At 70.9% G+C, this 12,275-nt stretch carries 11 protein-coding genes; 10 read left to right on the top strand and 1 reads right to left on the bottom strand.

The window, feature by feature from the left end; translation table 11 throughout:
• The first annotated feature begins 15 nt into the window (after positions 1-15).
• From ftsA to ASG32_RS31700, 6 genes are all read left to right on the top strand, one after another.
• Entirely contained in the window at positions 16-1,338 is a 1,323-nt protein-coding gene (gene ftsA, locus ASG32_RS31725; RefSeq protein ID WP_012319319.1) for a cell division protein FtsA, read from the top strand.
• Positions 1,339-1,429: 91 nt separating this feature from the next.
• On the top strand, positions 1,430-3,235 hold the full coding sequence (gene ftsZ / locus ASG32_RS31720; protein WP_056534042.1) for a cell division protein FtsZ: 1,806 nt from the start codon (positions 1,430-1,432) through the stop codon (positions 3,233-3,235).
• 436 nt (positions 3,236-3,671) lie between these two features.
• On the top strand, positions 3,672-4,619 hold the full coding sequence (gene lpxC, locus ASG32_RS31715; RefSeq protein WP_020094133.1) for a UDP-3-O-acyl-N-acetylglucosamine deacetylase: 948 nt from the start codon (positions 3,672-3,674) through the stop codon (positions 4,617-4,619).
• Positions 4,620-4,806: 187 nt separating this feature from the next.
• A complete protein-coding gene (locus ASG32_RS31710) occupies positions 4,807-5,688 on the top strand; it encodes an outer membrane protein assembly factor BamD (RefSeq protein ID WP_056534151.1) in 882 nt (293 codons plus the stop codon).
• 183 nt (positions 5,689-5,871) lie between these two features.
• Positions 5,872-7,545 (top strand): DNA repair protein RecN, encoded by a 1,674-nt coding sequence (recN, locus tag ASG32_RS31705; protein ID WP_056534038.1) that lies wholly within the window; start codon positions 5,872-5,874, stop codon positions 7,543-7,545.
• Between the two features lie 115 nt (positions 7,546-7,660).
• Positions 7,661-7,861: a hypothetical protein gene (locus ASG32_RS31700; RefSeq protein WP_056534035.1), complete on the top strand. Its 201-nt coding sequence runs from the start codon at positions 7,661-7,663 to the stop codon at positions 7,859-7,861.
• A gap of 15 nt (positions 7,862-7,876) precedes the next feature.
• On the opposite strand, the gene ASG32_RS31695 is transcribed toward ASG32_RS31700, so the two are convergent.
• Positions 7,877-8,122 carry a hypothetical protein gene (locus ASG32_RS31695; RefSeq protein WP_020094137.1) on the bottom strand — a complete coding sequence of 82 codons (246 nt, stop codon included), beginning with the start codon at positions 8,120-8,122 and terminating at the stop codon, positions 7,877-7,879.
• A 280-nt stretch (positions 8,123-8,402) separates the two neighbouring features.
• Between ASG32_RS31695 and pstS the strand changes: the two genes are divergently transcribed.
• The 4 genes from pstS to pstB all read left to right on the top strand — a co-directional run bounded on the left by pstS (position 8,403) and on the right by pstB (position 12,247).
• Entirely contained in the window at positions 8,403-9,443 is a 1,041-nt protein-coding gene (gene pstS / locus ASG32_RS31690; RefSeq protein ID WP_020094138.1) for a phosphate ABC transporter substrate-binding protein PstS, read from the top strand.
• An 85-nt stretch (positions 9,444-9,528) separates the two neighbouring features.
• Positions 9,529-10,506 carry a phosphate ABC transporter permease subunit PstC gene (gene pstC / locus ASG32_RS31685; protein WP_026605081.1) on the top strand — a complete coding sequence of 326 codons (978 nt, stop codon included), beginning with the start codon at positions 9,529-9,531 and terminating at the stop codon, positions 10,504-10,506.
• Between the two features lie 12 nt (positions 10,507-10,518).
• Positions 10,519-11,409 (top strand): phosphate ABC transporter permease PstA, encoded by an 891-nt coding sequence (pstA, locus tag ASG32_RS31680; protein ID WP_056534031.1) that lies wholly within the window; start codon positions 10,519-10,521, stop codon positions 11,407-11,409.
• Positions 11,410-11,431: 22 nt separating this feature from the next.
• On the top strand, positions 11,432-12,247 hold the full coding sequence (gene pstB, locus ASG32_RS31675) for a phosphate ABC transporter ATP-binding protein PstB (protein ID WP_020094141.1): 816 nt from the start codon (positions 11,432-11,434) through the stop codon (positions 12,245-12,247).
• The last annotated feature ends 28 nt before the right edge of the window (positions 12,248-12,275 follow it).

The following is a 12,275-nucleotide window of genomic DNA, read 5'->3' as shown; positions in this document are numbered from 1 at the left end:
CGCCCGGTAGCGTCAATGCACAGCCAACACGGCCTCACGCCGCGCTTGAAGCCGCTCTCCGCCCGGCGCTCGACCACCCTCTCGGTGCTCGACATCGGCACGAGCAAGGTGGTCTGCCTCATCGCCGAGCTGCAGCCCGCCGAAGCGCTCACGACGCTCCGCGGCCGCACGCACCTCGCGCGCATCATCGGCATCGGCCACCAGCGCTCCCTGGGCCTGAAGGGCGGCGCCATCGTCGATCTCGCCGCGGCCGAGAGCGCGATCCGGCAGGCGGTCCACGCCGCCGAGCGGATGGCCAAGGTCGAGGTCCAGTCGGTCATCGTCAACATGTCGGGCGGCCGGCTCGCCTCGCAGCATTTCCAGGCGCGGGTGAACGTCCGCTCGGGCACCGTCACGGGCAGCGACGTCGAGCGGGTGCTCGAGACCGCCAGCGCTCACGGCGTCAGCCCCGGCCGGGCCGTGCTGCACGCGCTGCCCACCGGCTACGCCCTCGACGGGCAGGGCGCCGTCATCGACCCGTCGGGCATGATCGGAGAGGCGCTCAGCGTCGACCTGCACGTGGTGACCAGCGAGCTCGCGGCCGCCCGCAACGTCATGCTGGCGGTGGAGCACTGCCACCTCGGCGTCGAGGCGGTGATCGCCACGCCCTACGCGGCCGGCCTCTCGGCGCTGGTCGACGACGAGGCCGAGATGGGCGTCTGCGTCGTCGACATGGGCGGCGGCACCACCAGCGTCGGCGTGTTCTCCGGCGGCCACCTCGTCCACGTGGACGCCCTGGCGGTCGGCGGCCACCACGTCACCATGGACATCGCCCGCGGCCTCTCCACCCGCATGGCGGCGGCCGAGCGGCTGAAGACCCTCTACGGCTCGGCCCTCTCCACTCCCTCCGACGACCGCGACATGATCGCCGTGCACGGCGTCGGCGAGGACGAGGGCGAGGCGCCGGCCCACATCCCGCGCTCGCAGCTCGTGCGGATCATCAAGCCGCGCGTCGAGGAGGTGGTCGAGCTGGTGCGGGACCGCCTGCGCGACGCGGGCTTCGCCGCCCAGGCCGGGCGGCGCGTCGTCCTCACCGGCGGCGCCAGCCAGCTCGTCGGTCTGCCCGAGGTCGCCCGCCGCGTCCTCCAGGGTCAGGTGCGGATCGGACGGCCCCTCGGCATCCGGGGCCTGCCGGAAGCCGCCAAGGGTCCGGCCTTCTCGGCGGCGGTCGGCCTGCTCGTCTACCCGCAGGTCGCCCATGCCGAGCATTTCGAGCCGCGGGGGCACGGCGCCTTCGCGGCGACCGGGACCGACAACTACCTGAACCGGGTCGGCCGCTGGCTCCGGGACAGCTTCTAGGTTTCACGCCCGCCCGCTCGCGCGGGGGGTTCGAAGGGATCCGGCGCCCAGGCGTCGCACGGACAGCACAGTTAGCGAGAGGCTCGACACCATGGCCATCACCCTCCAGGCGCCGGACATCCGGGAACTGAAGCCCCGCATCACCGTCTTCGGCGTCGGCGGCGCCGGCGGGAACGCCGTCAACAACATGATCGAGTCGGGCCTGCTGGGCTGCGAGTTCGTCGTGGCCAACACCGACGCGCAGGCGCTCACCTCCTCGAAGGCCGAGCGGGTGATCCAGATGGGCCTGGGCGTCACCCAGGGCCTCGGCGCCGGATCGCACCCGGAGGTCGGCTCGGCCGCCGCCGACGAGGTGATCGACGAGATCCGCGACCAGCTCTCCGGCGCCCACATGTGCTTCATCACCGCCGGCATGGGCGGCGGCACCGGCACCGGCGCCGCGCCGGTCATCGCCCGGGCGGCCCGCGACATGGGCATCCTGACGGTCGGCGTCGTGACCAAGCCGTTCCAGTTCGAGGGCATGCGCCGCATGCGGACCGCCGAGTCCGGCATCCAGGAGCTGCAGGCCGCGGTCGACACCCTGATCGTGATCCCGAACCAGAACCTGTTCCGGGTCGCCAACGAGAAGACCACCTTCGCGGACGCCTTCGCGATGGCCGACCAGGTGCTCTACTCGGGCGTCGCCTGCATCACCGACCTGATGGTGAAGGAAGGCCTCATCAACCTCGACTTCGCCGACGTCCGGGCGATCATGCGCGGCATGGGCAAGGCTATGATGGGCACCGGCGAGGCGTCCGGCGAGAAGCGCGCCAACCGCGCCGCCGAGGCCGCCATCGCCAACCCTCTGCTCGACGACGTCTCGATGAAGGGCGCCCGCGGCCTGCTGATCTCGATCACCGGCGGCTCCGACCTGACCCTCTACGAGCTCGACGAGGCCGCCACCCGCATCCGCGAGGAGGTCGACCAGGACGCCAACATCATCCTGGGCGCCACCTTCGACGAGAGCCTCGACGGCATCATCCGCGTGTCGGTGGTCGCCACCGGCATCGAGCCGGCGCTGATCTCGGCGAACTCGCCCAACAACCCGGCCATCGCCGAGACCGAGCAGCGCATCGCCGAGGTCGCCGAGCGCCTGCGCGCCGAGGCCCGCTCGCGCGCCGCCTCGCCGGTGCCGAGCATCCGCACCGAATCGGTCGCCCCGGCGCCGATGCCCGCCCCGGCCCCCGCGCCGCTCGCGGCCCCCGAGATGCGCCCCGAGTCGCGGATCGACAGCCGCATCGAGGCCGCCGCGCCGATGACCCGCGACGACGTCGTGCTCGCCCCGGTCCAGGCGCGCGCCGCGGCGCCGTTCGTCCCGGCCCCCGCGCCGCAGCGCGTCGAGGCGGCGCCCGCCGTCGAGGCCGGCCCGTTCGTGCCGCCGCGTCCGGCCGCCCCGACGGGCACGCCGCTCGCCCGCGCCCCGCGGATGCCGCAGATCCACGAGCTGCCGCCGATCGCCCAGACGCAGATCATGGCGAACCGCGCTGCCGAGGAGGCCGCCCCGGAATCCAAGCGGACCTCGCTGCTGCGCCGGCTCGCGACGGTGGGCTTCGGCGGCCGCCGCGAGGACATGGACGGCGCCCCGGCGGCCCGGCCGGCCTCGCCCGCCGCCCCGCAGCCGCATATGGCCCAGTCGCACATGGCCCAGCCCCACATGGCCCAGCCTCACATGGCCCAGCCCCACATGGCGCAGCCCCACGTGCCGCCGGCCCCGCGCGCTCCGGCCGCCCCCGCGGTCCCGCAGTACCGCCCGGCCCAGGGCAACCTCGACGGTCAGGGACGGGCCGCGCCCCAGCCGCGGATGATGGACGACGATCAGCTCGAGATCCCGGCCTTCCTCCGCCGTCAGGCGAACTGACCGGGCCGGGTCTCCGGCACGGCCCGGGGCTGGCGGGAAACCGCCGGCCCCTTCGCGCTGCAGCAAAGCAACTCATGGTTGTTGCGGTGAGAAATAGGGCTCGACGAGGCTGTGCGCCGCGGCTCTCGAGCCGCGGCGCATGGTGCATCCGCGCCACAGAACGGCCGCGGGTTAGTCACGCATTAACCAACCTTTAAGCCTTTGGTGGAGCAGCGCTTTGTGGTTACGAACCGCTAAGCGTGTCTGTAACAGACCGTAAGAATCCGTGATTTGGCTGCCCTGTGCGGCGCAGCTATAGAAACCATGTGATCGAGACGACACGCAGCAGGACACAACCTGATCGCGTGGGCTAGGGCATCAAGCAGCGGACGGATCAGTCAGTTTCTCCTCACCCCCAGTCGGGGTGGCGGAAATGATCGCGCCCGGGGGCTAAGGAATGCGAACGCATAAACAGACGACCCTCAAAGGGCCGGCGACTCTCTCGGGGATCGGAGTTCACTCCGGCAACCCCGCCGAGATCACCATCCGACCCGCTCCGGCCAATCACGGCATCGCCTTCCTCCGCACCGGCACCACCCACGGCAACGACCGCCTGATCAAGGCGCATCACGCCCTCGTCTCCGCCACCGAACTCTGCACCGTCCTGGGTGACGTCGAGACCGGCGCGGTCGCCACCGTCGAGCACCTGATGTCCGCCCTGTACGGGCTGGGCGTCGACAACGCTCTGGTCGAGATCGACGGCCCCGAGATGCCGATCCTCGACGGGTCCGCGCTCCCCTTCGTCCAGGCGATCGACCAGACCGGCATCGCCACCTGCGACACGCCGCGGCGCTGGCTCAAGATCCTCCGCCACGTCCGCATCGAGACCGGGACATCCTTCGCGGAACTGCGCCCGATCGACCGCGGCTTCCGCCTCGACGTCGAGATCGACTTCGAGAGCCCGGTGATCGGCCGTTCCCGCAAGGCGATGGACCTGTCGCCCGCGACCTACCGCCGCGAGATCGCCGGCGCCCGCACCTTCGGGATGATGCGGGACGTGGAGCGCTACTGGAAGGCGGGCTTCGCCCTCGGCGCCTCCCTGGAGAACACCGTGGCGGTCGGCGAGACCGCGGTGGTCAATCCCGAGGGCCTGCGCTTCCAGGACGAGTTCGTCCGCCACAAGATCCTCGACGCCATCGGCGACCTCGCCCTGGCGGGCCTGCCGATCCAGGGAGCCTACCGCTCCTATTGCGGCGGCCACCGGATGAATGTCGGGGTGCTGTCGGCCCTGTTCGCCGACCGGGCGAACTACGCCATCGTCGAGGCGCAGGGCTCGCGCCGCGAGACCGTGCTGTCCGAACTCGGCGCCGGCCTGGGCCTCGCCGCCTTCGCGGGCGACCTGTAGCCCCTGTGACCGACGGGCCACAGCCCGCAACCGATCCTGACTGCCGCAGCCTTGCCGCTTTCGTGCCCGAATCGAACGGCACGGTTTAACGGTCCGTGAACGGCGGGCACGGCCCGGGGCGGGCCGGATCCACCCACGCGATGGCATGACGGCGCGCAACGGCGCCGGTTCCGGGAAAGAGCGCCAGATGCCTGTCACCATTCGTCATCGCCGGGCAGCGGCCTTCGCGGCGCCCCTCGTGGCCGTCCTCGGCCTGGGCCTCGGCGGCTGCGACTTCGACCCGACGAGCATCTTCGCCGAGAAGTACAAGCCCGAGGTCGTGCCGGACGTTCCGGCCGACAAGCTGTACAGCGACGGCCTCGCCAAGCTCGAGGACAGCGACTACGAGGGCGCGGTCAAGAAGTTCGACAGCCTGGACAAGCAGTACCAGTACTCCGATTGGTCCCGGAAGGCGCTGCTGATGACGGCCTACGCCAATTACGAGGGCCAGAAGTACGACGACGCGATCAGCGCCTCGAAGCGCTACCTGCAGCGCCATCCGGCCAGCAAGGATGCGGCCTACGCGCAGTACCTGATGGCGATGTCGAACTATAAGCAGATCCCGGACGTCACCCGCGATCAGGAGCGCTCCGAGAAGGCCCTCGTCGCGCTGCAGGAGCTGGTGCAGAAGTACCCGACCTCCGAATACGCCGCGGACGCGAAGGCGAAGATCCAGATCACCCGAGATCAGCTCGCCGGCAAGGAGATGGAGATCGGCCGCTTCTACCTCGAGAAGCGCAATTTCCCGGCGGCGATCAACCGCTTCCGCGACGTGGTCGCCAAGTATCAGACCACCCGGCACGCCGAGGAGGCGCTCGAGCGCCTGACCGAGGCCTACTGGGCGCTCGGCATCACCCAGGAGGCGCAGAACGCCGCCGCGGTGCTCGGCCACAACTTCCCGGAGAGCTCCTGGTACAAGGACGCCCACGCGCTGCTGGCGCAGGGCGGTCTCGAGCCCCGCGAGGAGAAGAGCTCGTTCCTCTCGAAGATCTACCGGACCGTCACGGGCAAGACCGCCTCGGCCCAGTAAGCCGCCGCGCCCGCGCGGGGACCGCCCACGAAACCTCGAGGCCCGGAGCCGCCGCTCCGGGCCTTTCCCATTGCGGCGCCCGGCGCGTTGCACCAACCGCGCGGTGCGACGCATTTTTGGGGTGAATCCGCGCCGCGGCGGCCTTATGTCTGCGGTCCCATCCTGAGGAATCCCCGTCGCCGCATGCTGGCGCAGCTCGCGATCCGCGACATCGTCCTGATCGACAGGCTCGAACTGAATTTCCGATCAGGACTCAGCGTCCTGACTGGGGAAACGGGCGCGGGCAAATCGATCCTGCTCGACGCCTTCGCCCTGGCGCTCGGCGGCCGCGGCGACGGCCGCCTCGTCCGCCACGGCGAGGCGCAGGGCGCGGTCACGGCGGTGTTCGATCTGCCCCTCGACCATCCGGCGCGCCGGATCGCGGCCGAGGCCGAGATCGACACCGAGGGCGACCTGATCCTGCGCCGGACCCAGATGGCGGACGGCCGGACCCGCGCCTTCGTCAACGACCAGCCGGTGGGCGTGCAGGTCCTGCGGGCGATCGGCGCGGCTCTCGTGGAGATCCACGGTCAGCACGATGACCGGGCGCTGGCCGACCCCGCCTCGCACCGGGCGATCCTCGATGCCTTCGGCGGCCTCCAGACCCAGCTCGCGAAGGTCGCCGCCGCGTCGCGGACCGTGCGGCATGCCCGCACCGAACTCGCCGAGCACCGCGCCCGCGTGGAGGCGGCCCGCAAGGAATCCGACTTCCTGCGCCACGCCGTGGAGGAGCTCGCCGCACTGGCGCCGCTCGCCGGTGAGGAGGCCCAGCTCGCCGAGCGCCGCACGATCATGCAGCAATCCGAGAAGGTCGCGCGCGAGCTCAACGAGGCGCTCGAGGCCGTCGGCGGCCCCCATTCCGGCGTGCCGCACCTCTCGGCCGCCCTGCGCAAGCTGGAGCGGCGCGCGGCGCAGCTGCCGGCCCTGGTGGACCCGTGCGTGAACGTCCTCGACGCCGCGATGGTCGCCCTCGACGAAGCCCGTGCGGTCCTCGAGGCGGCTGTGGCCGAGACGGAGTTCGATCCCCGCGACCTGGAGCGCGTCGAGGAGCGGCTCTTCGCCCTGCGCGCCGCGTCCCGCAAGTACGACGTCGCGGCCGACGACCTCGCCGCCCTGGCGGAGCGCTACGCCGGCGACGTTGCGGCGATCGATGCCGGCGAGGCGGCTCTGGCCGGGCTGGAGCAGGCGCTCGCGACGGCGGAGGCCGCCTACGCCGAGGCGGCCGAGAAGCTCAGCGCCGGGCGGCGCCGGGCGGCCAAGCAGCTCGACGCGGCCGTGAAGGCCGAGCTGCCGCCGCTCAAGCTGGAGCGCGCCCGCTTCATCACCGAGATCGCCACGGACCCGGATTCCCGCGACCCGGCCGGCACCGACCGGGTCGAGTTCTGGGCCCAGACCAATCCCGGGACCAAGCCCGGCCCGATGATGAAGGTCGCCTCGGGCGGCGAGCTGTCGCGCTTCATGCTGGCGCTGAAGGTCGTGCTGGCCGACAAGGGCTCGGCCCCGACGCTCATCTTCGACGAGATCGATACCGGCGTGGGCGGTGCGGTGGCGGACGCCATCGGGATGCGGCTCGCCCGGCTGGCGGCGACCGTCCAGGTGGTCGCGGTCACCCACGCGCCGCAGGTCGCCGCGCGGGCGGAGACGCATTTCCTGATCGCCAAGGCCCCCGTGAAAGGGGCCGGCCGCGTCGCCACGCGGGTGGCGAGCCTGCCGGTCGCCGAGCGCCGCGAGGAGATCGCCCGGATGCTGGCTGGCGCCACCGTCACCGACGAGGCCCGGGCGGCGGCCGCGCGACTCCTCCAGGGCGCCGACGCGTGAACCGGCGTCAACCTTAACCGTTGGTTGAAGGTAACAATTCGTTAACTATTCATCGCGAGAATGCTGCCATCCCGGTACCGCGGCAGGGTTGGGCGGTCGAAGGGCGGGAGGAGCCATGAAGCCGTCAGTCGTCGACTCCGATGGGTCTCTGCCCGCGGGACAGCCCCTGAAGCGGGCGGTCGACATCCGCCAGCTCGGCCTCACGCTCCGCACGGTCTACGAGGGCAGCGTCGACACGCAGCCGATCACCGACACGCATGTCGAGCTGCTCCTGCGCCTGCGCCAGAAGGAGCGGGAGCTGCGCCGGGCTGTCTGACCCGGGGCGGCGGCCTCACCAGCGGCGCGCCCCCGGCCGGCGACGGTACTCGGCCGCACGAATCAGCGTCAGCACGCGGTCGAGGCTCACCAGCAGCTCCGCCTCCTCGACGCGCGCCGCGGAGGCCGCGTCCGGGTCGGGGCTGAATTTCTGCCGGGCCTGCGCCAGCGCGAGCGCCCGCTCCACGGCCTCCCGCTCGGCGTGCAGGGCCAGCCAGGCCGGATCGGATTCCGTCGCCGCATCCACCTCGTCGCCGCCCACGATCCGCGCGTCCTTCTGCTGCCGGCTGCCGCTCCTGGCAGAGAGGAACGCGCGAGAGGCCGGAACCGTGCCGCGCCCGGCCGACGCGCGGTGTCGTCCCCCGTGTCGTCCCCCCCGTCATCCCCCGTGTCATCCCGGTGTCATCTACTTGTCGTAACCGCCCGGCCATCGGGCGGCCGGCGCTGGGTCTCTTCGGAAGATCGGCCGCAGGGCTCTGCCGCGGGCACGGGCCCGCCGGCGGGGCAGCGCAGGCTCTAGCCCGACGGCAACGGAGATTCCTTTGAGACCCTTCGCTTACGCGCTCGCCGTCGGCCTCGCGACGGTTCAGCTGGCGTCCGCGGCGCTCGCCGCCGATATCACCGGCGCCGGCGCCACCTTCCCGTTCCCGGTCTACTCGAAGTGGGCCGAGGCCTATCGCAAGGAGACCGGCTCGGGCCTCAACTACCAGTCGATCGGCTCCGGCGGCGGCATCAAGCAGATCCAGGCCAAGACGGTCGATTTCGGCGCCACCGACGCGCCCCTGAAGCCCGAGCAGCTGGCCAAGGACGGCCTCGTCCAGTTCCCGACCGTGATGGGCGGCGTCGTGCCGGTGGTGAACATCCCCGGGATCGAGCCCGGCAAGCTGAAGCTCACCGGCGACGTGCTGGCCGACATCTACGCCGGCAAGATCGCGAAGTGGAGCGATCCGCGCATCGCCAAGCTCAATGACGGGTTGAAGCTGCCCGACGCCAACATCACCCCGGTCTACCGCTCCGACGCGTCGGGCACGACCAACATCTTCACCACCTACCTGTCCCAGGTCTCCGAGCCCTGGAAGAAGGAGTACGGCGCGGCCACGACGATCTCCTGGCCGGTCGGTCAGGGCGGCAAGGGCAACGAGGGCGTGACCGCCACCGTCAAGCAGGTTCCGAACGCCATCGGCTACGTCGAGTCGGCCTACGCCAAGCAGAACAAGCTCTCCTACGCCCTGCTGCAGAACAAGGCCGGCCAGTACCCGCAGCCCGACGACAAGGCGTTCCAGGCCGCGGCGGCGAGCGCCGACTGGAAGGCGACCCCGGGCTTCGGCATCTCGCTGACCAACCAGCCGGGCGAGGCGGCGTGGCCGATCACGGCGGCGACCTTCATCCTGGTCCACAAGGACGCCGCCGACCCGGCCAAGTCCGCCGCCGTGCTCAAGTTCTTCGACTGGGCCTACAAGAACGGCGACACGCTCGCCACCGACCTCGACTACGTCCCGCTGCCGGACAACGTCGTCGAACTGATCCACCAGGAGTGGAAGGACGTGAAGGGCAAGGACGGCAAGCCTGTCCTCAACATGTGAGCGTGGCGGGGAGGGGGTGAGAACCTCCTCCCTCGCTTCCGGGAACGCACCGCGCTACCACGCCCCCCTTCGCAGAGAACCGCGGATGCCCGCTTTGACCGAATCGATCGCCCTCGGCCGAACCCGTTCCGCGACCGCGCGGAAGGCGCCGAGCCGGAGCCTCGACACGCTGTTCCGGACCTGCTCGTACGGCGCGGCCCTGCTGGTGCTGCTCGTGCTCGCCGGCATCCTCGGCTCGATCCTGTACGGCGGCTGGCCCGCCTTCCGCGAGTTCGGCTTCGGCTTCCTGACCTCCAGCGCCTGGAACGTCGGGACCGAGCAGTACGGTGCCCTGGTCGCGGTGATCGGGACCGTCGCCTCCGCCTTCCTGGCCCTGCTGATCGGCGTGCCCGTCTCGCTGGGCATCGCGGTCTACCTCACCCAGCTCTGCCCGGGCTGGGCCCGCAAGCCGGTCGCCATGACGATCGAGCTGCTCGCGGCCGTGCCGAGCATCATCTACGGCATGTGGGGCCTGTTCGTGTTCGCGCCGCTCCTGGCGCGCTACGTCCAGATCCCGGTCTCGAACCTCGTGGAGGGCATGCCGATCGTCGGCACGCTGTTCTACGCCCGGGTGCCGTCGGGCGTCGGCGTCTTCACCGCCGGGATCATCCTGGCGATCATGATCGTGCCGTTCATCGCCTCGATCGCCCGGGACATGCTCGACCAGATCCCGACCGTGCTGCGCGAGAGCGCCTACGGCATCGGCTGCACCACCTGGGAGGTCGTGCGCCACGTGCTGGTGCCGCAGGCGGCCGTCTCGATCATCGGCGCGATCATGCTCGGCCTCGGCCGGGCGCTCGGCGAGACGATGGCGGTGACCTTCGTGGTCGGCAACGCCAACCGGCTCTCGGCCTCGATCTTCGACCCGAGCTCGACCATCGCGTCGCGCATCGCCAACGAGTTCAACGAGGCGGACGGCCTCCAGCTGAACGCGCTGATGGCGCTGGGCTGCATCCTGTTCGTGATCACCTTCGTGGTGCTCATCATCGCCCGGCTGCTGACGCGCCGCGTCCAGGCCGCCTGAGGAGCACGCGCGATGGTTTCCTCCAGCACGATCGCCGCCACCGCCCAGCGCCGCCCCGGCCGGGTCCGCCAGGGGCGCCGCGTCGCCGACCGGACACTGCGCATCGCCTGCACCGGCGCCACCGTGGTGGGTGCCCTGGTCCTCGGCTCGATCCTGGTGATGCTGATCGTCCAGGGCGTGCGCGGCTTCACGCCGACCCTGTTCACCAACCCGACCCCGGGCCCGGGCTCGGAGGGCGGCGGCATCGCCAACGCCATCCTGGGCAGCCTCGTTCTGACCGGGATCGGCATCCTGATCGCGACGCCGGTCGGCGTCATGGCCGGGACCTTCCTGGCCGAGTACGGGCGCGGCTCGAAGCTGGCCGCCCTGATCCGCTTCCTCAACGACGTCCTGCTCTCGGCGCCGTCGATCCTGATCGGCCTGTTCGTCTACACGCTGATGGTGCGGCCGATGGGCACCTACTCGGGCTGGGCCGGCGGCGTGGCGCTGGCGATCATCGCCGTGCCGGTGATCGTGCGCACCACCGAGGACATGCTGCGCCTCGTGCCCGGCACCCTGCGGGAGGCCGGCGCGGCGCTCGGCGCGCCGCCCTCGACGGTGATCATGAGCGTGACCTGGCGGGCGGCCTCGGCCGGCATCGTCACCGGCATCATCCTGGCCCTCGCCCGCATCGCCGGCGAGACCGCGCCGCTGCTGTTCACCGCGCTCAACAACAATTCCTGGTTCTCGGCCAACCTGATGGGCGGCGTCGCGAACCTGCCGGTGATGATCTACCAGTTCGCCCTCTCGCCCTACCCGAACTGGCAGGGCCTGGCCTGGGCGGGCGCGCTCCTGATCACCACCACCATCCTGGCGCTGTCGATCATCGCGCGCCTCGTGATCAAGCCGCAGGCCTCGCGCTGAGCCCCCTTTCGAGGACACGACGATGAACGCCGCCTCCGCGATCCCCACGGTCGAGTTGAACCGCAACCGCGCCGAAGAGGGCGGCCCCGTGCGGATCGCCGTCAAGGACCTGAACTTCTACTACGGCAGCTTCCACGGGCTGAAGGACGTCAACCTCAACTTCCACGACCGACAGGTGACGGCGCTGATCGGCCCCTCCGGCTGCGGCAAGTCCACCCTGCTGCGCTGCTTCAACCGGATCTACAGCCTCTACCCGGAGCAGCGCGCGGAGGGCGAGATCCTGCTCGACGGCGAGAACATCCTCAGCCCCTCCGTCGACCTGAACGAGCTGCGCTCGCGCATCGGCATGGTGTTCCAGAAGCCGACGCCGTTCCCGATGTCGATCTACGACAACGTGGCCTTCGGCCTGCGCCTCTACGAGAAGCTGCCGAAATCCGAGCTCGACGGCCGGATCGAAGAATCGCTGCGCAAGGCCGCCCTCTGGGACGAGGTGAAGGACAAGCTCCGGCAGCCCGGGACCGGCCTGTCGGGCGGCCAGCAGCAGCGCCTGTGCATCGCCCGGACGGTGGCGCAGAAGCCGGAGGTGATCCTGTTCGACGAGCCGACCTCGGCCCTCGACCCGATCTCGACCGGCCGCATCGAGGAGCTGATCGAGCAGCTGCGCGACGAGTTCACCATCGTGATCGTCACCCACAACATGCAGCAGGCGGCGCGCATCTCGCAGTTCACCGCCTTCATGTATCTGGGGCAGCTCGTCGAGTTCGGTCCGACCAACCGGATGTTCATGAACCCGACGGAACGCCGCACGCAGGACTACATCACCGGCCGCTTCGGCTAGTCTGCCGGGCCGCTCCGGTCCCGGGACC

The sequence above is a fragment of the Methylobacterium sp. Leaf361 genome, assembly GCF_001424445.1.
Taxonomy (GTDB): domain Bacteria; phylum Pseudomonadota; class Alphaproteobacteria; order Rhizobiales; family Beijerinckiaceae; genus Methylobacterium.
The sequence above is the reverse complement of the archived record's forward strand: the minus strand, read 5'-3'. Positions and strand labels throughout refer to the sequence as shown.

Coding starts and splice junctions, on each gene's coding strand:
- ftsA (WP_012319319.1), top strand. CDS start 16: ATGCACAGCCAACACGGCCTCACGCCGCGCTTGAAGCCGCTCTCCGCC.
- ftsZ (WP_056534042.1), top strand. CDS start 1,430: ATGGCCATCACCCTCCAGGCGCCGGACATCCGGGAACTGAAGCCCCGC.
- lpxC (WP_020094133.1), top strand. CDS start 3,672: ATGCGAACGCATAAACAGACGACCCTCAAAGGGCCGGCGACTCTCTCG.
- ASG32_RS31710 (WP_056534151.1), top strand. CDS start 4,807: ATGCCTGTCACCATTCGTCATCGCCGGGCAGCGGCCTTCGCGGCGCCC.
- recN (WP_056534038.1), top strand. CDS start 5,872: ATGCTGGCGCAGCTCGCGATCCGCGACATCGTCCTGATCGACAGGCTC.
- ASG32_RS31700 (WP_056534035.1), top strand. CDS start 7,661: ATGAAGCCGTCAGTCGTCGACTCCGATGGGTCTCTGCCCGCGGGACAG.
- pstC (WP_026605081.1), top strand. CDS start 9,529: ATGCCCGCTTTGACCGAATCGATCGCCCTCGGCCGAACCCGTTCCGCG.
- pstA (WP_056534031.1), top strand. CDS start 10,519: ATGGTTTCCTCCAGCACGATCGCCGCCACCGCCCAGCGCCGCCCCGGC.
- pstB (WP_020094141.1), top strand. CDS start 11,432: ATGAACGCCGCCTCCGCGATCCCCACGGTCGAGTTGAACCGCAACCGC.